Raw genomic sequence first — 19,897 nt, forward strand, 5'->3', positions numbered from 1 at the left:
CCGTCAGCTTAATCAATTATATTTACCACGCAATGCGAGTTCACCGTTCGGTTACGACAGATCTATCTTAACAATCGGATTTGCTGCCTGGGTTCCACCATGAGTAGCAAAGTATTCTGCTGTTGATTGACTTCTAGTCGTTGATATCCATGCATCATTAAGCGCAGTTATTTAGGAGGTGGTTTAGGGGTGACAATAAAAAAGCCAGAAGGATCACGGGGATCGCTTCCGGCTTATTTTATTCTGAGTTATTCGCCATCATATTCTATTGTTGCTTCAAGGGCACTTCGTAACCAGTTCCAAAAATTATCAAATTCTTGAACGTTTTCATAACCCTCACCCGCAAAGTCGTGAATAATAATGACTCGACCACCTTTGTTCGATTCCCAACAGGCTATGTCATCATTATCTTCCCTTCGGGCAAAAGGGATTAACTCCCTTTTTGGATAACGTTGTTTAACACCCTCATAACGAGTTCTGAGCCTGTCGTTTTCTAAGATAATCCAGGGATCAAAATCAAGTAACCCTTGCTCAACTATTCTTTTAAACTCAACAGGATATGAGAACCATTGAGGCAATTCATCTTTGTCTAATAATCGATTCATACTAATCAAGTGACCCTATAATAACTGAACCATTGGGATATCCATTCCTATATCCAGAAGCCTGTTTACCAATTCGTAAATTAATCGCGTCTTGCCACGTAGAAGGAACCTCTTTTTTAGTAGTAAAACGCTCTACAAACTCTTTTGGCAATGAACTGGTACCCTCATGTATTCGGGCTTGTACTTTTATGCCAGCCCTGGATGCGGCTAAAATACGAGTATTATCAATGGTCGTTAATTTACCATCACTCATTCTAACTACATCAACAGGATCACCGGCCCAGCCTTTAGTTTTCATACTATGTGTTAAAACTGCAGCCCCATTTACAGAGCTTTGGCTGAAGCGGATATCTTTCGGATCTAATTCTTTGATTTCAGATTTGAGTGAACATTTACTCAACCCCCACGGATCCACCCACCCCAGCGGATTAGGTACGTAAGCATAGGTATTAATCCCACCCGCCAGCCCCACCGGATCCGGCTGGGTAAACCGTCCTGCCACCGGATCGTAATACCGGAACAGATTGTAGTGAAGACCCGTCTCCCTGTCCAGGTACTGCCCCTGGAAACGCAGGTTCTGCGGCACCGACTGGAAGCCGCTGGACGTTTCCCGCTCGGTTTCTCCCCACGTCGAGAAACGGCCACGCCAGACCACTTCGCCCCGCTCGTTAGTCATTCGCTGCGGCAGGCCGTTCAGCTCGGTGTGATACCACAACGTTTCCGACTGGTCACCGAGACTGTCAACCCGCGCTATCGGCTCCCAGCTGCCCTCGCTGTACAGGTAGCGGGTATGGCGTTCCGGCGTCGCGCTGCTGCTTTCTCCCACCATCCGCAGCCCGCTCCACAGAAAGGTGACGGTCTCCGTTTCTTTGCCATGGCGATGCAGGATTTTGTGGGTACGACGGCCCAACACATCGTAACGGTACTCCACCCGGCTGAACGCCGGATGCCCCTCAAAGCGGACTTCTACCACACGATGCTCATCGTCATAACTGAAGTGTTGTTCCACCGCATCCGGACCACTTTTGCGCCAGACCATCCGGCCAAAACCGTCAAAAGCCCAGCGGGCGCCTCTCAGGCGTTGCAACAGGTTATGCCAGACAATCTGACCCGGCTTATCCGTCTGGTTTCCGGCCGCATCCCAGCTGAAGTGCTCCTCTTTATACAGCCGCACCTCGCGGGTTACCTGCCCCACGGCATCATAACCAAAACGCTGTTGCTGCTGCGCCCACTCCTGCTGGTTGCTGGCGCTGTCCATCACCCGCTGCTGCATCACCTGATCCAGGCGATCCCAGTGATAACGGCGTTCGAAGACGATACCCCGGCGATCCTCAAAACCACTACGGCGCATCACCACCCTGCCCGCTGGATCGTAACGTGTCTGCTGATTCAACAGCCCCTGAGTACGCCCCACTTCACGGTGCAGCCGGTCACGCTGATAACCGGCGATCTCCGTCAGTCTGCTCCCCTGCTGCAAATTAACCTGTAGCAGATGACCGGTGCCATAGCGCAGACAGTTCACCGACAGACCATCAGGCAGGGTACTGCGGCTCAGGTTACCCAGCGCATCATACTGATGAGAGAACACGCCGCCGTGGTTTTCCTCACTGAGCAGGTTGCCCAGCGCATCATAAGTCAGGCTGAGGATCTCAACCTCCCTGACCTCATAACCGCCCGCCAGCGCCTGTTGCCAGTCCGCCAGCGACATCTTTCTGACTTCAACTTTATCTGGATGATAGTGATATTCGGTACGGTTCAGCGCGGTCATTTTTGCCGTCAGCCGGTTCACCACATCATATTCAAATTGGGTGGTATGCGGCGCGAGGTTTTCTCCGGTAGCGTTCAGCGGATACTGCGTCACTTCAGCAACATGGCCCAGCGCATCGTAGCGATAGCTTCTGCGTCGTCCGGCATAATCAGTCTGCGCCAGCAGACGCTGACTGTTATCGTATTCAAACTGCCAGCGTTCGTTATTAGGGTTGATCAACGCGATCAGGCGACCAAAACGATCGTACTGATAGCGCGTCAGATGCCCCGCAGGATCGGTTTCCGCGACGATCTGTCCCCGGATATTGCGGGTAACCTTGCGCTCAGAAAAACCGTCGATATTCTCGCCAGTAAGCCTCCCCGCCAGGTCATATTCATACCGGGTTTCACGTCCGTCGGTACGCGTCACACCCCGCAGCCGGCCCGCTTCACTCCACTGATAGCGTGTGGTGTTTCCTTCCGCATCGGTGCTGACAATCAGGCGACCAGCCCCGTCATACTGTCGGTGACTCTGGTTACCGGAACAGTCCTCCTCACGCTGGATCTGTCCCCGCGAATTCCACCAGAAGCGGTGCGTATTTTCCAGCGCATCCGTACGGCTCAGCAAGTCACCCTGTCCGTTCCAGCTGAAACGGGTGGTGCCGCCGAGGGGATCGGTTACCGCCACCACATCACCGGCAGCGTTATACTGGTATTGCCACACTGCGCCGTCCGGCAACACCTCCTTCAGCGGGAAAGCATAAGACGGATGCCAGCTGGTAATGGTCGTCCGGCCTGCCGGGTCCCGCACCATCGTCAGCCTGGCCCGCTCATCGTAACCATACTCCCAGACCCTGCCGCCCGGCGCATGGGTCGCCATCAGCAGGTCGCCCTGTTCAGCCCAGCGGTAAGACCAGTGCGCGCCATAGCTGTCGGTATAGTCGGTTATGCGGTAAAGCGCATCCCAGCGATGCACCGTCGTGCCGCCGGAAAAACAGGTCACCGTCGCGCTGCGTGCCTGTTCATCAGCGTCGATCAGCCAGTGCTCCAGACACTCCCGCCGGTCGTCCAGCACCCGGAATTCGTACACCCGCCAGTAACGCGGATCAATCGACGGCTGCCACTGATATTCGACGGTCAGGCCCGAGGCATAGCTGTGCGACGCCAGCAGATCGCTGGCGCGATCCCAGCTAAAACGACGGGTTTCAATGCCATCGGCATCGTGAACGTCAGTCAGTTGCCCCTGCGAGTTATAACCATAACGCACCAGCAGCCGGTGCCCGCCGTCAACCACCTGATGAACCGCAACCAGACGTCCATGCAGTGGTTCATAGCTCAGCCTGACGTCCAGCGCCTCGTTATCACCCGCGATGCCGACCAGTTGCCCGGCATCATTCCAGCTGAAGTGCTGACTATTCTCATGGCGATCATAGATACGACGGATACGCCATTCTCCCTCACGATGAGGGTCCGCCTCGTAAAGATGGAATTCTCCCTGGGCGGTTTGCATGATGATCACGCCCTGCAGGGAGCAGTAAAGCGTGAAGCCCTCTTCATCAAAATGCACCACATCACCTGGCGTGATTTCCCCCAGCCCCAGCGCCTGGCCGCTGATATCACGCCACAGGAACTGCAACGTGCCATCCTCATGACGGAAACGGATCAGCCGGGTTTCAAACGGCATCATCCAGCCGGTACCCAGCATGCCGCTGGTGAGATTGCGGCTGTTGTAAATGCGCTGCCAGTAGAGTGGAATACGATCTTCCAGCACAAAATCCAGATCGTCCTGGTCTGCGAGGATCTTGGCGCCCGTGGCGTAGTTCACCGGATGCGCGCTCTGTATCGCTTGTGTGGCGATACCGCCTGCCGCCTCACCCGCCGCATTGGAAGCGATAATACAGCTGATCTGCCGCAATGCCCGGCGGGCGGCGACGCGGGAAAAAAGCTGTTCCAGCAGCTCCGCGCCTTCTTTACCGATCCCTCCGCCCAGCAGCCCGCCGATAAAATAAGCCAGCGCGTTTTTACCGCTACGGATATCACGCACCACAATACTGTCACCGCCAATATTGACACGGGGATGTTCACTGACCTGAATTTTGGCTTCACAGGTACTGCGATCGCCGTTACGTGCCGCAGGATGCCCGTTAATCAGGACTTTTTTCGAGCCTTCGGCAAGGAATCCTGCCTGATGGCCCTTACTGCAAACCACCGTGTCCTGGCTGGCCGGGGTGGCATGGGGGCTGGCAGTGGCGACCGTGGGCTGCACCAGATCGTCATACAGACCGCTGAAAAAATGTTTCACCGCGTCGCCGTTAATGTGGCTGACTTTATCCAGCAGGGTACTGGCAGCGGCGCCGGGATGGCTGACCGCCGCCGCAATCCCCGCCGCCATCGCCATCGCGCTGTCGAGCAAACCCGGTTCTTTTTCCCCATCCGGCGCGGCTGCGTTCAGCCAGCCGTGGTCGACTGTTCCCGCCGCACGGGCCGCTGGTTTTCCCATAATGTGCACATTATCTGAGCCACTGGTAATCACCGCGTCAGGTGGCCCGCGCATCCCTAACATATCCAGCAGGCCATCAACAGCCTCACCCGCCATGTTGCCAATTTTCTCCGGATAACCGGACGCCATCGCCCCGATGGTTAACGCCACACCCACGGCGAGCCCTATCCCACTACTGGCGATCAGACCGGCGCCGAACAGGATACCGCCATAAATCGCCCCTTCCACCACCCCGCTCACCAGGTCAGACAGCAGCGAACTGTGTACTAAAGGATCGTCTATACGCGCCGCGATCAATTCCGACATCGATCAGGCCTCCAGACCAGCAGCGGGCATAAATCCATCTTTGATGGCTTGCCAGACCTGCAACGCGGCCGGATCGAAACGGGCCGTCCGGCTGAATGTCAGCGCCATCAGGTGGGTCGCCGTCATCACGACCAGCAGTTTCTGTACCACCTGCACCCCCTGGTTTTCAAAGCGCATATTCACTTCCCGCGCCGGCAGCCCACCGAACAGGGTGTCTTCGGCCTCATCCGCGGTGAACCTGTTCATGTCACGTTTTACTTTCGCCAGTTGCTGTTGCAGATAGGCTTCTTCCTGTCCGGCTTTCACCTCCCAGGCGCGGGTCACCACCAGCGTGGCGCGCACGCCTGGCAGCCTGAGCAGGGTAATGCTTTGATCCTGTACCGCTTCAGGCAGTGGCAGCGTCCCTTCTGACAGGACGTAATTCACTGGGCTCATGTGTTGCTCCCGCTGTCTTTAAAGGCGTTATTGACCTGTTCTTTTATCTCCGCAGGCGTGGGCTGTGGCGCTGCCGCTTTGGCGGGTTGATTAATATTGAGATCCAGCGTGCCGCCGGTATTGATCTGCCCCTGGCCGGATGCATTGATTTCAACATTGACGCACTGCAGGGAGATGGTGCCATTCGGCATCAGCGTCAGCATGCTGTCACCGGAGATCAGGCTGATACCTTCCCCGGAGGCCAGCGCAATCCCCCCCTGTACCTGCATCACGTAGTCACTGCCCACCAACTCGCTGCGGGACCACTGCGTTTTCTGCTCGTAGGCACCGCCGACCGTGCTGCTGAAATTTTTTTGTACCGTGACCGTCTGATCCCCTCCCACGCTGTGGGTCGCATCATTCTTCACCTGGGTGTCCATGTTCTTCTGCGCCTGCAGCCATACCTGCTCCTCTCCCGCTTTGTCTTCAAAGCGCAGCGCGTTGGCGTTGTCCGGCGAACCGTCTTTCGTCCGGCTCAAAAAGCCCATCATGGTGGCCGCCGCCGGCAGTTCCCACGGCGGCATGCTGGCGTCGTTATAGACCCGGCCGGTGATTATCGGACGGTCCGGGTCGCCGTTGATAAAGTCCACCACCACCTCGTCGTTGACCCGCGGGATTTGTACTCCGCCATACCCCTGGCCTGCCCACGCGCTGGAGACCCGCACCCAGCATGAGCTGGTGTCGTCGCCTTTCGCCAGACGGTCCCAGTGGAACTTCACCTTCACCCGGCCATATTTATCCGTCCAGATTGATTCTCCCTGCGGCCCCACCACCTTCGCCGTCTGTGGCCCGTGAGTCCGCGGCCACGCCGTTTTCGGTGACGCGCGGAAAGTAATGCCGGAAGGGATAACCTCTATGGCAATGCTGTGCTTCGTGCTGCTGTCGCTGCCGCTGGCGTAACGGTTCTCTTCAAAATCGTAGAACGCGCCCGTGGTCAGGTACTCCCCGTTATCGCTGAAGAACGGCGCGTTGAGCAGCGTAAAGGTGTAACCCGGCGCCAGTCCCAGCGCGGTACCGGCACCGCTGATTTGATGGTGCTCCGCCTGCCACACTTCCTGGCGGATGCGGGCATAGAACTCGCCGTGACTGTGGTCGACAAAATGTCCCGGCCAGTCGTACACGTCGATGTGTCCCGGCGACGGGGAAACCGGGTTCTGCCGCGCCTGCAGCATCCACGCGTTCGGCTTGCGGAAGTCGTAATCATCGGTGCTGTAAATCCCCGGCGTCACCGTATCCTGCAGTTCCCACAGGCTGATGCCCTCTTCGCTGGTGCTGCCGCCCGATGGCGTGACGTGATACGGGATGGTCTCGTAACCCGCAAACGCTTCATGCTGTTGCGCGCTGTCCATCAGCACCAGGGTGTGTTTATCCGCCTCATGCCGGAAGAACCAGTAAATCCCCTCCAGCTCCATCAGGCGGCTGATAAAATCAAAGCTGCTCTCCTGATACTGCACGCAGTATTCCCACACGCGGTAGCTGCCGGTCAGTTTGTCCTCCACCGTCACGCTGTATTCCGACAGCAGTGTTTTGACTATCTGCGGCACCGTCTGGCTCTGAAATATTCGCAGGTTGCGGTCGCGTTTCATCGGCCACAGGTCCGGCTCCATCACCAGACTGTAGACCGCATAACGCGTCCCGTTCAGCTCCTGGCTGTACACCCTGACCTGGGTGATTTTACCGTTCAGGTAACGCATACCCGCCAGCGTCTGGGTGGGGATGGCGACCGTCACCGGCTGACCAAGCAGTGACTTACGGTCAATGCGCGCATCGGTGCTCAGCAACTCAACAGTGATTGCAAAGGAATCGGATAGCTTTTCCTCGCCGCTCAGTCTCCAGAACAGCAGGCCGTCCATCGGCAGTTGTACAGTAATACGATCAAACATAATGAGTTCCCGGACAGGCAACACCCGACCATTAATCACCGGGTGTATTGAGGAAGATTAACTCTGCGGATTCAGCAGCCACACACCTTCGCGATCGACATTGATGCGCTGAGCGCGGGTATGACCACCGTTGCTGATGGTGAAGCGGTAATCACCCGGTGGTAACTGCAGCATGGCGAAGCCGTTAGGGGCGGGCACTAACGCCTGTGGATTGCCGTTCATCGCCACTTCATCCCCTGGCTGTACTCTGATATAGACCTGAGCAACAGGGGCTGGCGGCGCAACCGCTGGCTTAGCCGCGTCACTGATCGGCGCCGCGCCATCGCGACTGGCGGATGTCTGTGGCGCCGCCGTACTGGCTGCGGCCACTGACGGTTGATCCGCCGTGGCTGCCGTCGCCTGGGCTGGCGCATCTTTTCCGCCGCCTGCGATCATCGCCCCCACGCCGATCCCCACCAACACGCCGGCCGCAATCAATCCCGGCACCATAAAGCGTTTCAGCCCCCCCGCTGGCGGTACGGCGGCGTCTTCTTCAGCCACTACCGGTACCAGCATGGTGCTGTCCTTGTTAACCTTCACTTCAAGGATCTCGTTGATATCCGTCGGCGACAGTTCCATCAGCGCCGCCAGGTGATCAACCGTCTGCGGACGATCTTCCGGCTGCAACTGCAACGCCTGGTCAATGGCATGCAGCAGCGGCAACGAATACCCCACTGGCCGCAATTGCACCAGTGGTTGATAGTTATCTTCAATGCTGCGCACCACGCTGACTGGCGGCGGCGATCCGACGATCAGCGTGTGCAACACCGCGCCCAGCGCATAGATATCAGTCCAGGTACCCTGTTCGCTCTCGTTGTCATCACTGTATTGTTCGATTGGCGCAAAACCTGGTTTCAGCATGGTTTCGGTTTCATCGGACAGGTTGCCGATCGCCTTACGTGCAGAGCCAAAGTCCAGCAATACCGGGACGCCATTCTCCTGGATCTGAATATTGTCCAGTGAGATGTCCCGGTGCAGATAGCCTTCCTGGTGGATGGTGTTGATCGCCCCGAATAATGGCGGCAGGAGACAACGGATCCATGCCTCGCTGATCATCTCCGGCCGCTTGCTATGCAGTTGAGACAGGGTGGTACCACTATAGAATGTGGTCCCCATATACGCCGTGTCGTTCTGCACCCAAAAACGGAGCACGTGCAACAGGTTCGGATGGTTAAAGCGAGCCAGCAGACGCGCTTCCTGAATAAAACTGTTCAGCCCCGCGTGAAAGGTTTTACTGAACCGCTCGCTGCGCAACACTAACGTCAGGTCATCGCTGCGCACAGCCAGCGAGCTGGGCATAAATTCTTTAATCGCGATAGTGCGCTCAAGCTGATGATCCCTGGCGCGATAGACAATGCCAAAGCCGCCGCCGCCAATCACTTCCTTGATCTCAAACTCGTTAAAGCGGTAGCCCACCGGTAAAGCGTAGGGGATCGTCCGCGGGGTATCGTGTTCTGACATAATGGACAACTCTCTGATAGTTATAGGCTTTATGCCTCAAACTGACACTGGAATTCACCCTGGTGCAACGTCACGCGCAGGCGACGATATTGTTCATCGCGGGCGCTGGCGGCAAGCAGCATCTGGCTCATTTGCGGCAACAGGGTATTAGTAAGGATGGCATCGACCATGCGGCCACCGGATTCAACCTCGGTACAGCGTTGCACGATCTGTGCAATTACGCTGTCGTCGACTTCCGAGGTGATGCCATGATTCTGTTCAAGACGGACCTGAATACGTTTCAGTTGCAGACGCACAATGCTGGCCAGCATCTCGTCGCTCAGCGGGTAGTACGGCACCACCAGCAGGCGCCCCAGCAGCGCGGGTGGGAACACCTCCAGCAACGGAGCGCGCAACGCGCTGGCCAGCGCCTCTGGTTCCGGCATCAGTTCCGGGTCGGCGCACATCGCGCTGATTAACGAGGTCCCCACGTTAGAGGTCAGGATAATCAACGTGTTACGGAAATCGATATGCCGCCCTTCGCCATCTTCCATCCAGCCTTTATCAAACACCTGAAAGAAGATTTCATGCACATCCGGGTGGGCTTTTTCGATCTCATCCAGCAACACCACGCTGTAAGGACGGCGGCGAACCGCCTCGGTCAACACGCCACCCTCACCATAGCCAACATAACCCGGCGGGGCGCCCTTCAGGGTGGAGACGGTATGCGCTTCCTGAAACTCGCTCATGTTGATAGTGATGATGTTCTGCTCACCGCCATACAGCGTTTCAGCCAACGCCAGCGCCGTTTCGGTTTTACCAACGCCAGAAGGACCACACAACATAAAGACGCCGACGGGTTTATTCGGATCGTCAAGACGCGCGCGCGAGGTACGAACCCGTTTGGCAATCAACTCCAGTCCATGACGCTGGCCAATCACCCGCGCATTCAGCGTATCGGCCAGTTTTAGCACCGCCTCGATCTCGTTTTTGATCATCCGCCCCAGCGGAATGCCGGTCCAGTCAGAGACCACCGCCGCCACCACATTGGCATCCACCGCGGCAAACAGCAGCGGCGTTTCGCCTTGCAAGGCCCGTAACTGCTGCTGACGTTCTGCCAGCGTCTGATGCATGGCGGCCACATCTTCCGCTTCATCGTCATGCAACTGGGCGCGCAAGGCGATAATGTCGTCAACCAGCTGGCGTTCCGCCTGCCAACGGGCGGTCAGTTGATCACGTTGCAAGGCCAGTTCAGTCAATTGTCCGGTGAGTTTCGCCACACGAGACGGGTCGCCTGTCGCCACTTTCGCTTCACGGGCGGCGATCTCCCGTTCAATCTCCAGCGCATGAATTCGGTGCTGGCAATCTTCCAGTTGCGGCGGCTGCGAGCTCTGACTGACGGCCACGCGCGCGCAGGCCGTATCGAGCAGCGCCACCGCTTTGTCCGGTAACTGACGGGCGGGAATATAACGATGAGAGAGCTTCACTGCGGCGGCAACCGCTTCATCAAGCAGTAACACCCGATGATGTTTTTCCAGCGGACTGACGGTGCTGCGCAACATCAGCAGTGCCCGTTCTTCATCCGGTTCCTGCACCTGCACGGTCTGGAAACGACGCGTCAGCGCCGGATCTTTCTCGATGTATTTTTTGTACTCAGTCCAGGTGGTGGCGCCGATAGTACGCAACTGACCACGCGCCAACGCCGGTTTGAGCAGGTTAGCGGCATCGCCGGTTCCCTGCTGACCGCCAGCGCCAACCAGTGTGTGGATTTCATCAATAAACAGAATGATCGGCGTCGGGCTGGACTGCACTTCGTTGATCAACGCCTGAAGACGGGCTTCAAACTCGCCTTTCATCCCGGCGCCCGCCTGCAACAGACCGATATCCAACAGCCACAATTGCACATCCTGCAACGGTTCTGGCACATCACCCGCCGCCAGACGTAGCGCCAGACCTTCCACCACGGCGGTTTTACCCACCCCGGCTTCACCGGTCAGCAACGGATTGTTCTGACGGCGACGCATCAGGATATCGACCATCTGACGGATTTCTTCATCCCGCCCGGCGACCGGATCAATTTTCCCTTCACGGGCGCGGGCCGTCAGATCCTGGGCATACTGTGCCAGCGTCCCTTTCTGCGACGGCACGCCGACGCTCGCCTCAGTTGGAGCCGCGCTCACCTGCTGCGCTTCTTTGCTGTTGGCAAACACGCGGTCAAACTGTTCCAGCAATACATCGACACTGATGCGATTGAACTGTGAAGAGATGCTTTTCAACAGGTTAGCGAGGTTAAATGTTTTCAGTATGCCGATCAGTAAATGGCCGCCGCGGATCTGCTGCACCCCGAATTTCAGCGAGCCATACACCCAGGCGCGCTCAACCGCGCTGTCAATATGCTCTGACAAATCAGATACCGCACTGGCTCCGCGCGGCAGACGATCCAGCATCGCGATGATATCCCGGGCCAGCGCCTCTTCATCCAGGGAAAAATAGCGGATCAACTGTTGTAAATCGCCCTCCTGTTGCTGCATCAGTTGATGCAGCCAGTGCACCAGCTCAACATAAGGATTGCCGCGCAGTTTACAAAACGCAGTGGCACTTTCCAGCGAGGTAAATAACAGCGTGTCCAGTTTGCCGAACAATACGGCGCGGCTGATCTCTGACATAATTTTTCTCAGTGGTAATAATGCTGTTGATAAAAGAGGCGCCAAACATCACGCGTTGCGGGTGAGGTTTATTCCTGAGTTGCCTCCTGCAAACGGGGTATCGCCAGTCACCCGCCGGGGCTTGCCACCGGTTCCGGGCTGAAAGTTAAATCACTACGGGGTTGCTGTTCGGGAGTCTGGCCCAGCCAGCCATTCAGGCCCAGTCGGGAAGCACCGCCCAGCCGCATGCCCTGCACATCCTCGCCCGTCAACGTCAGACGGACATCCCAGACGAATTCGATGCCAAGGTACTGCCGCACCCAGTCTCGCAGTTGTACCGCCCAGGGTTCGCCGGGTAAAAAACGGTTGTACGTCGCTAACCGTAGCGGCCCCAGTTCAATACGAAATTTGTGCTGCACATCGCGCACCGCCACGCCGAGAAAAGTGGATTCTCCCAGCTTCGGCATCCGTCGTCCTGCTCCCAGGCGGGCACGCTCGCGCGCGTCAATCGGCAACCAGTGCGGCACATTTTCCACCAGCGTGACCGGCACCTTGAAGGTGTAGCGCAGGATCTTTTGCAGTCCTTCCGCATCACGCCCGTGTCGGGTCAGATGGCCGGCCACCGCGTAACGCGCATGTGCGCTGAGGCTACCGTTCTTCAACTGGTCTGGCTGCCCCATGCCAATCAGGCTGGCGAGGTAACGTTCGAAGTGATGGCCGTCTTCTCTGTCCAGCGACACGGTAGGTTGCGCATCAGCCCAGGCCCGGTAAAACAACAGGGTCAGACGATGATGGAACAGATCGGCAAACGCGGAAAAACTGTGATCCTGATGATGATAAACGCGCTCGCGAACGTATTCCGTCAGATGCGTGGGCAGCGGACCATTCGGGCCGAACAGGCCGAAGCTCAAAATCGAGATGTCATACAGCGAGCTGTTCTCCCGCGCGCAGGCATGTGCCAGTGTGGCTGGCGCAAAGGCCAGCGAGGGTTCCTGACCGATACGTAACGGCTCATGGCGAGGCAACGGGGCGCGCCCCAGCGGGTAACGCTCGCTGCCCTGGGCATCCAGCCGCCGCAGCAGCTGAAACAGATCATAACGCCACGGCGCCTGTATCACGTCGTGCCAGAAGGCATCCGGCAGGCGCTGTACTGCGCGGACCGTCAGCTTGCCGGCGGTTTCCTCACTCATATCAGCGCCCTTTTCCCCATGCGTGGCGACCAGTACCCAACCTCGCCGCGCTGCTGGCTGGTCAGCGTCATCTCAGTAAAAGTATTCATGGCCACCAACCGCGAAAATACCCGCTCCAGTACGCTGCCCAGCAACCAGGGGCTGAAGCCAGAGAACGCCTGTTCATCGACGTTCAGCTCAATACCGATGCCGCGGGCAAACACAATCGGCCCCGGTTCGGGAACACGGCGATACACCGGCTTTAACTGACAATGACGGATCCCGTCAATCTGCCTTGCCACCGGCGCTTCGGCCAGGTTGGCATACAAGCCGAGCAGTTGACGCAATGCGGAAGCGCCCTGGCCGTCCTCGCTGTCCATCAGGCTGAGATAGTTCATTTGTAAATGGCTGATCAGCCGCCAGGTGGTTAACCCTTCCGCCAGCGCCGGACGGGGTGGTGTCGGGCCTTTACGCAGACTCAGTTGGCCTACGGGGATTGAATCCGGCATCAGGAAATTGCCTTGATCCTGCTGCAATAACATCAACGGTAAATCGCGGCTGGTACACATCACCTCCGCCATCAGGTAGCGCAGATCATCACGCCACGGCGAATGGCGTTGATCGACCAGCGAGAGAAACACTTCCGAACCGACATAACCGGTACGCGTCCCGTAGCGCTGGGCATGTTCGGACAACGTGCGCTGTTCCCGGCGCAATGAGAAATAGGCGCCGTAATCCCCCTCATCCTGGCTAAAAGTACTCCAGAACGGGCGGAAAACCTGCTCGCCGCGCCCTTTGTCACCACTGGCGTACAGCTTCTGCACCGAGAAAATTTCGTAGTCCAGCGGACGGATGTTATCGACCACCAGATGGTATTCATGCACACTGTCGCTGATTTTGTGCCGCTCCGCCGTCTTCGGGAACAGGTTAATCACTGGCGTACAATGCAGTGCCAGATGGCTTTTATCGATCACCCGTTCAAGCGCCGCATCGGCCTTATCAAGCAGTAACACTATCTCAAACGCTTTGACGCCTGGCGCGCATCTGCCCAGCACCCCGCGTAACTGGCTGATGCTGATAAACTGGAAACGGGCCGGGAAAGCGAAGTATTCCTGCAACAGACGATAACCATCAAAGTTGCGCAAGTCGTCCGGCAACATCGCCTGTTCCGGCGCAAAGCCTTCCTGTTTCAATGCGTCATCCCCCAGAACCACGCGCTGTGGCTGGGCCTCCACGGTCTGGCAAAAACCGCCCACCGTGTGCTGCATGATCAGTTCCAGCAGTTTTTGCGCCTGTATATCCGGCCCGCTAAGGAAAAACATCAGGTCATCAAAGGTCAGATGGTTCAGCGCCACCTCGTTGAAACACGTCAGCCGAATGCGCAACGCGCTGACCGCGCCGCGTCCCCCCAGTCCCATCGCACTGAGTGGAATATCCGCCGGCACGCCGCCCAACTCGACATTTTCAATCCGCAGGGGTTGCAACATCACATCATGCGCGGTGGTATAGCTACAGGTCACGCCGTTTTTCTTCAGGGTCTGGCTGTCCATCATGGTGCCGCGCGGCACCAGAAAGCCGCCGCTGATATCGCCTTTTTTACTGTCAGGATGCAGCTCGGCAATCGCCATTGACGGTGTCGGCGCCAGGTAATTAGGCGCAATCATCTCCAGTAAACGCTGAGAGAAACGCGGGAATTCCGCGTCCATCTTCAGTTGCACGCGGGAAGTCAGAAAGGCGAAACCTTCCATCAGCCGTTCGACATACGGGTCAGCCACATCAATACCACGCATGCCCAGGCGCCCCGCGACTTTCGGGTAGCGTTCGGCGAATTCAGCCCCCATTTCACGCAGGTACGCCAGTTCACGGTTGTAATAATCGAGCAGTTTGCTGTCCATAATTACCCCATGTCTTTCAGCTCAAAGTGGCCGTTTTCCAGGTCCAGATCGGTACGAAACAGGAACTCCAGCGGATAAGGCACGCACCACAACCGCCCTTTGATCTCAATCGACAGTACATTATGCAGATTCAGCGCATGGGTATCCGACAGACAACGGACCTGTAAACCGGCTGGCAGAATGCGTGGTTCAAAATGCAGGATCGAATTGGTCAGCTTGCGCTGAATATCCTGCCATTCGATATCTGACATGCGCTGACCGGCCAGCGGCGCGACGCCGAAGTTGTAAACTGAGCGCTGCACCTGCGGAAACGGCAGTAAATCCTGTTGCGCTTCATTGTTGATACTGTTGAATAACCACTGCAAATCACGCAGAACGTTGCGCCGTAACACACTGTGAGAAATCACCGTGCTGCTGGCGGTTTCCCGCAACTTATCCGGTGCATTATCGGTCAGACGATCCAGCAGCGAGGGTTGCATTTTGTCGCGGGCGTTCAGCGCATCCTGCTGGTTGCGATGGCGATAGCCACCTCGCAGCAGATCACTCCCCTGCTGCGACTGATTGAAATCAAAATCGTTACTCATTACGCCGGTTCCGCAAAGGTCAACAACTCAAGGCTCAATAGCGGATAGTTACCGTCGGCGCTCAGCCAGGTTTTCTGACCGTGACCGATAAACTGTTCGCCGGCCGCATCCAGCGGCGTCCATTCGGTCACGCTGGCCAGACGCAGCCTATCCGGTGCCTGATTATCAAACGGATACCGCACCGGCAGTTGGCAAACCTGCTCACTACCGTCAATCAGCCGCACCAGTGTATGACGCCACACCAGGTCAGTGACGCTGGCTGGCGCCTGAAAACGCAACTCACTCACCGCCGCAAAAGGCAGCCAGGTGTAGTGGCCGTTCACGATCAGTTCGCACACCGGTCCCAGACGCCCATCGCCATCAATCAGCCAGTCCACCGCCTGCGCCTGTTCAGCCTGCTCCTGGCGCACATGGCCCGGATTAAGGTCTGCGACGGAAAATGCTTCAGCACGCAGCGCTTCCGCTTTTTCACGGTTACCTGCCACATCCGCCTGTAGCGCGCGGAGCAGGTTTTCCGCCCAGGAAAAAGCCTCGCCGGGCATGCGTGGCCGAATCTGACCGGCAAACACCGCGTCACGCTGCATTTCTCCCTGTACCGCCTGATGCAACAAAGTAACGGTAGGCTGAGCCTGCGGTTTCAACGCCAACCATGACTTCAGTTGGGTACCCGCCCGCGTCCAGTTGCCGGTCAGGCACAGGAGTTGCACCAGGGTCGCACGCAGATCGGCATCGGCCGGATGGCTTTTGATTTCACTTTCCACACGGGTCAGCGTTTCCGCCAGTGAAGCACCGGCCATCAGTTGGTTCAGAGAATACATGGGTTTTCCTTTGACGGGCGACGAACTAGTTAATGGTACGAAACGCCCCGGCGGCCGGGTCTTTCAGTTGTGGGTGTAGCGCCTCAACCAGTTTGAATGACAGGCTGCCTTTATTGATCAGGTACGGCGACCAGACTTTACGGACTTCGTCCAGTCGGGCTTGCAGCGCGCTGTCGTCACTGGCTTCATTCCGACTGATCTGCACGACGACAGTGCCGTTGGTCTGCCAGCCATTCAGTAACGGCGCGTAAGGCACAACCATCCAGCTCTGCGGTGATTTTTCGTCAGCCAGCACCATGCGCTCATTGTTGACGGTGGTTATCTGCACGTCATGGCTGACGGCCTGGCTGTTCAGGCCAGAGACCGGGAAGCCCTGCAGGAAGGTCATGCGAACATTTTTAGTGGCGCCATCGCCAATCTGGGTGACCTGACTTTCACCACTCAACCAGCCATCATCGCCACAAGTGACGCCGCCTTTCGCGGGGACAAACAGGGCGCTGGTCTGGCTGTTGCTGCGCCAGTAAGTACGGAAGTGGCACCCGTCCATCAGGCTGAACTCGGTCCACGGCGTGGTATCGGCAGGCGGAGAAAGCGCAGCGGCGTTAACCGCCGACGGCGTATCCGCTACCGTGGCTGGCGCGTCTGCCGGGGCGGGAAGCGGATTAACCGGCGCCGTTGTTGTTGCGGGCACCGCTGTCGTTTCAACCTGTACCGCCCATGCCCGCGCTTTGCTGGCACTACCGTGGGCCAGCAAAGCACCGTTGCTGTCATTCATCTGCCAGTGGATAATCCTCAGCGCCTTACACTGCCTCGCCAGCAGGCTCCCCACGCGCGGCAGAAAGTTCTTCAATACCTCCGGTTTTTTGTTGTCATTCGCCACAATGCGCAGCGGCAACTCAGCCCCACACCAGCTGTCTGGGGAGTTGTTTTTGATATTGTCGATCCAAATATCCAGCTTGAGCGAGGGAGAAGAAACCACATTATAATCCTGCGCCCAGGCGCCGGAGACGATAAACAGTGACAGCGCACCTGATAGCCAATATTTCATAGGAGTCCTTAAAGACCTTAATGTTTAATCACGAAGAGGAAAAAACTGCGCGGCTTCCGACAACGAATGCAACAACGTGGTGTCCTGTGGATCGCCCACCCAGACGGCGATGGCGCTGTAGTTGTCCTGACTGGCTTCAGACTGCTGCTCATTCTTGTGGATCATCTGTTGCATCAGGGTCAGCCATTCATCCGGCGTGTTGACCATATGCAGCGACTGCTGCATATGCTGCTGCGACAATCCGTGCCAAAATCCATCGGTGCAAAGCAGGAAGGCATCACCATCTTCGATCGACACCACATCGCTGTAGCTGGCGTCACGATCTTCATCGCCCATGCCGAGGGCAAAATAAAGCAGGTTACTGTTGATGCCTTCAGTCTGGTGTCCGGCATCCTTCATCTGTTGCACCAGGCTGTGGTCGGTGGTGACATGATAGAGATAGCCGCGACGAAACAGATACAGGCGGCTGTCGCCTGCATGCGCCCAATAAGCCAGCTCATAATCTCTGTCGATAAACAAGCTGACCAGGGTAGTCCCCATACGTTGGTATTCACTGACCGCTTTTTGCTGCGAGCGGATCGCGCGGTTAGCATCGTTGACGTATTGACGAATGCGCTGCGCATTCAGATGTTGGTCGCCGTTGAAGCGCGCCAGAATGGTATTGCGCGCCAGTTCCGCCGCGACCTCCCCGCCAGGTAATCCCGCCACACCGTCACAGACCACGAAGCAGGCCGATCGCCTGCCGATGCTCTCCCCGGTCTGATCCTGATTACTTTCACGGGCTCCTTTATTCGACATAGAGGCAATGGTGATATTCATCATTCTTCCGATCTGATTTGAGAGTCTTTGTACTGGTTCACTTCCATGTCATAGGCATGTAAAAAGGCTTCGCCAAACAGGGAATGGAAGTCATCTTCAATTTCACCGGCCGTTTCAGCGTAACGTTTGGTGAAATGTTCCCACAGAGCGGCTTTGCGGCTGCCCGGCAGAGAAAGACGGGAAGTGACGCCTTCCTGCCTGGCTTCTTCTTCCAGTTGCTGCGGGTTAAAAGATTGCAGCATTGAGGCGATAATGGCGCGGATCCCGGCAATCATCCCCAACTGGTGCGCCTGTAGATCCACCAGCGCATCACGCACCGACTGCTTAGGCGGCATAAATCCCGGCATGCGGCTGCCAAACATTTGCATCAAGACGGATTTCCCCGAAGGCAGCAATTTAAATGGGTTGTTGGCCTCGTCGAGGATCACCGTCATTTCCGCCTTTACGCCGCGCTTGAGGATAGACCGGGAAGACAGCAACGCCACGGTACCCTGCGAAAACATGCTGATCATCTGCCCCAGATCCTGCATCACCTCACGGTCGAAGCGTGGCGTAGGTTGCAGATCATGGAGTCCCATACCGCTGATTAGCGCGTCCCGCAATTCGCCCTCCAGTGTTGCCCCACTGGAAGCCGCAGGATTCCCCTGCTGCGCGCTGTGACCAACCGGATCGATACGCAGGCGGCCTTTCGGCGACGGTGTGGTGTGACGCGCCACCGCCTGCGGGGTGGGCAAGGTGATACCGCCGTAATCGGCTTGCTGGACCGGCTCCTCCGCCTGTTGACCAGCAGACTGCGGAGCACCGGTAAACGACGGGACGGTTGGTGCGGGTCCGTCAACCGGGGAAGAATGCCCCGTCATCGTGAATGATTTATCCAGTAAAGGCGACTTTTCATCTGCTGCGGACGGAGGATCAAACAGTGGTGAACCTGCGTAAAGCCCGGCGTCATGTGGTGCCACGTTGTGCGCTTCTCCGAACCGTTCGACATGGCTGTCCGGCGTTTTCGGGGCCGGGGAAACAGACGGTTGCGCGACAGATTTCACGGGCTGAGGCTGAGCCGCTTTCGGCTCGTCCAGTGGCGTCAGTGGCACCGCGCCGCCCGCCATGAGCCCCAGTGGATCATCGCTGTTCATCTGCGTGGACCCGCCGCCGCCGAATAACGCCAACGGATCCAGTTCATCCTTCGGATTCACTGGCTGCGGTTTAGGCGCTGATTGCGGCATCAGCGTACTGGGGGTGCTGTCATTAAAAATGCTGTCGCTCTCAAACAACGCCTCGTTATTAAACAACGTATCTGGCGTCTGATCCCGGCGATCGAAATTCAGTGCTTCCGGTTTAGCCGCAAACTGCGCCAGCGGATCCACCGGATTACGATCCGGCGCCGGCACCGCTGTCAGCGGGTTGGCACCACCTGGCGCCGGTTTGCTGTGGCTGGAGAGATTGTCAGTTATCGAAAATTCCTGCGCCAGGCTGTCCCAGATTTCAGTGGGGATCGCCGCCGGCGCCTGCTCTTGTGTCTCCGCCGGACGACTGGCCGGCTGAGACGCCACTGGTCGGGCAACAGGCGCAGGGCGCGCTATCGGCTGTGCGGCAGAGGATAACTCACTGACCTGCAAACGGTATTCATCAATGCTGAGGATGTCGCCATCCTGCAAATCCACCTGGCGCCCGCGCTCCAGAGGAATATCATTCAGGTGCACCAGCGTCACGTTACCGCGATTGGTAATACGGCACTCACCATCCGCAGTTATGTGAACAATCGCCTGCAAGCGCGAAATAGTGCGGTCATCATCGGGCAGCACCAAATTATTGTCGGCGCCACGGCCAATCGTGCCGCCAGGCGGCAGAAAATCGCAGCTGCTCTGCGGCGGCTGTTGACCCGGTTTGGTCGCTATTATGGTAAATCGCATAACGTTTTCCTGAGCA

13 protein-coding genes are annotated in these 19,897 nt (G+C 57.3%); all 13 read right to left on the bottom strand.

The genetic code is table 11. From position 1 onward, the window contains the following. Positions 1–248: 248 nt before the first annotated feature. Positions 249–605 carry a hypothetical protein gene (locus tag EH228_RS10915; RefSeq protein ID WP_152321694.1) on the bottom strand — a complete coding sequence of 119 codons (357 nt, stop codon included), beginning with the start codon at positions 603–605 and terminating at the stop codon, positions 249–251. A 1-nt stretch (position 606) separates the two neighbouring features. Continuing rightward, positions 607–5,157 (bottom strand): RHS repeat-associated core domain-containing protein, encoded by a 4,551-nt coding sequence (locus EH228_RS10920; RefSeq protein ID WP_193323321.1) that lies wholly within the window; start codon positions 5,155–5,157, stop codon positions 607–609. A gap of 3 nt (positions 5,158–5,160) precedes the next feature. Continuing rightward, positions 5,161–5,592 carry a DcrB-related protein gene (locus EH228_RS20215; RefSeq protein ID WP_193323322.1) on the bottom strand — a complete coding sequence of 144 codons (432 nt, stop codon included), beginning with the start codon at positions 5,590–5,592 and terminating at the stop codon, positions 5,161–5,163. Further along, entirely contained in the window at positions 5,589–7,514 is a 1,926-nt protein-coding gene (locus EH228_RS10925) for a type VI secretion system Vgr family protein (RefSeq protein ID WP_152321695.1), read from the bottom strand. Before EH228_RS10925 ends, EH228_RS20215 begins: the two co-directional genes overlap by 4 nt. Before the next feature lie 57 nt (positions 7,515–7,571). After that, positions 7,572–9,014 carry a serine/threonine protein kinase gene (locus EH228_RS10930; protein ID WP_152321696.1) on the bottom strand — a complete coding sequence of 481 codons (1,443 nt, stop codon included), beginning with the start codon at positions 9,012–9,014 and terminating at the stop codon, positions 7,572–7,574. A gap of 29 nt (positions 9,015–9,043) precedes the next feature. Then, positions 9,044–11,659 (bottom strand): type VI secretion system ATPase TssH, encoded by a 2,616-nt coding sequence (gene tssH / locus EH228_RS10935; RefSeq protein ID WP_152321697.1) that lies wholly within the window; start codon positions 11,657–11,659, stop codon positions 9,044–9,046. A 107-nt stretch (positions 11,660–11,766) separates the two neighbouring features. Then, positions 11,767–12,828 carry a type VI secretion system baseplate subunit TssG gene (gene tssG / locus EH228_RS10940; protein ID WP_152321698.1) on the bottom strand — a complete coding sequence of 354 codons (1,062 nt, stop codon included), beginning with the start codon at positions 12,826–12,828 and terminating at the stop codon, positions 11,767–11,769. Next, positions 12,825–14,702: a type VI secretion system baseplate subunit TssF gene (gene tssF / locus EH228_RS10945; protein ID WP_152321699.1), complete on the bottom strand. Its 1,878-nt coding sequence runs from the start codon at positions 14,700–14,702 to the stop codon at positions 12,825–12,827. The genes tssG and tssF overlap by 4 nt, the downstream gene beginning before the upstream one ends. Positions 14,703–14,704: 2 nt before the next feature. Beyond that, on the bottom strand, positions 14,705–15,286 hold the full coding sequence (tssE, locus tag EH228_RS10950) for a type VI secretion system baseplate subunit TssE (protein WP_152321700.1): 582 nt from the start codon (positions 15,284–15,286) through the stop codon (positions 14,705–14,707). Then, positions 15,286–16,104 carry a type VI secretion system accessory protein TagJ gene (locus EH228_RS10955; RefSeq protein ID WP_152321701.1) on the bottom strand — a complete coding sequence of 273 codons (819 nt, stop codon included), beginning with the start codon at positions 16,102–16,104 and terminating at the stop codon, positions 15,286–15,288. Before EH228_RS10955 ends, tssE begins: the two co-directional genes overlap by 1 nt. A 25-nt stretch (positions 16,105–16,129) precedes the next feature. Beyond that, positions 16,130–17,152 (bottom strand): hypothetical protein, encoded by a 1,023-nt coding sequence (locus EH228_RS10960; RefSeq protein ID WP_152321702.1) that lies wholly within the window; start codon positions 17,150–17,152, stop codon positions 16,130–16,132. Positions 17,153–17,176: 24 nt separating this feature from the next. Next, positions 17,177–17,971 carry a PP2C family protein-serine/threonine phosphatase gene (locus tag EH228_RS10965; RefSeq protein WP_152321703.1) on the bottom strand — a complete coding sequence of 265 codons (795 nt, stop codon included), beginning with the start codon at positions 17,969–17,971 and terminating at the stop codon, positions 17,177–17,179. Beyond that, positions 17,971–19,881 carry a type VI secretion system-associated FHA domain protein TagH gene (gene tagH / locus EH228_RS10970; protein WP_152321704.1) on the bottom strand — a complete coding sequence of 637 codons (1,911 nt, stop codon included), beginning with the start codon at positions 19,879–19,881 and terminating at the stop codon, positions 17,971–17,973. The genes EH228_RS10965 and tagH overlap by 1 nt, the downstream gene beginning before the upstream one ends. Positions 19,882–19,897 lie beyond the last annotated feature (16 nt).

The organism is Erwinia endophytica (assembly GCF_009295515.1).
GTDB lineage: Bacteria > Pseudomonadota > Gammaproteobacteria > Enterobacterales > Enterobacteriaceae > Erwinia > Erwinia endophytica.

Coding starts and splice junctions, on each gene's coding strand:
- EH228_RS10955 (WP_152321701.1), bottom strand. CDS start 16,104: ATGTATTCTCTGAACCAACTGATGGCCGGTGCTTCACTGGCGGAAACG.
- EH228_RS10925 (WP_152321695.1), bottom strand. CDS start 7,514: ATGTTTGATCGTATTACTGTACAACTGCCGATGGACGGCCTGCTGTTC.
- tssE (WP_152321700.1), bottom strand. CDS start 15,286: ATGAGTAACGATTTTGATTTCAATCAGTCGCAGCAGGGGAGTGATCTG.
- EH228_RS20215 (WP_193323322.1), bottom strand. CDS start 5,592: ATGAGCCCAGTGAATTACGTCCTGTCAGAAGGGACGCTGCCACTGCCT.
- tssF (WP_152321699.1), bottom strand. CDS start 14,702: ATGGACAGCAAACTGCTCGATTATTACAACCGTGAACTGGCGTACCTG.
- EH228_RS10920 (WP_193323321.1), bottom strand. CDS start 5,157: ATGTCGGAATTGATCGCGGCGCGTATAGACGATCCTTTAGTACACAGT.
- EH228_RS10960 (WP_152321702.1), bottom strand. CDS start 17,152: ATGAAATATTGGCTATCAGGTGCGCTGTCACTGTTTATCGTCTCCGGC.
- EH228_RS10915 (WP_152321694.1), bottom strand. CDS start 605: ATGAATCGATTATTAGACAAAGATGAATTGCCTCAATGGTTCTCATAT.
- EH228_RS10965 (WP_152321703.1), bottom strand. CDS start 17,971: ATGAATATCACCATTGCCTCTATGTCGAATAAAGGAGCCCGTGAAAGT.
- EH228_RS10930 (WP_152321696.1), bottom strand. CDS start 9,014: ATGTCAGAACACGATACCCCGCGGACGATCCCCTACGCTTTACCGGTG.
- tssG (WP_152321698.1), bottom strand. CDS start 12,828: ATGAGTGAGGAAACCGCCGGCAAGCTGACGGTCCGCGCAGTACAGCGC.
- tssH (WP_152321697.1), bottom strand. CDS start 11,659: ATGTCAGAGATCAGCCGCGCCGTATTGTTCGGCAAACTGGACACGCTG.
- tagH (WP_152321704.1), bottom strand. CDS start 19,881: ATGCGATTTACCATAATAGCGACCAAACCGGGTCAACAGCCGCCGCAG.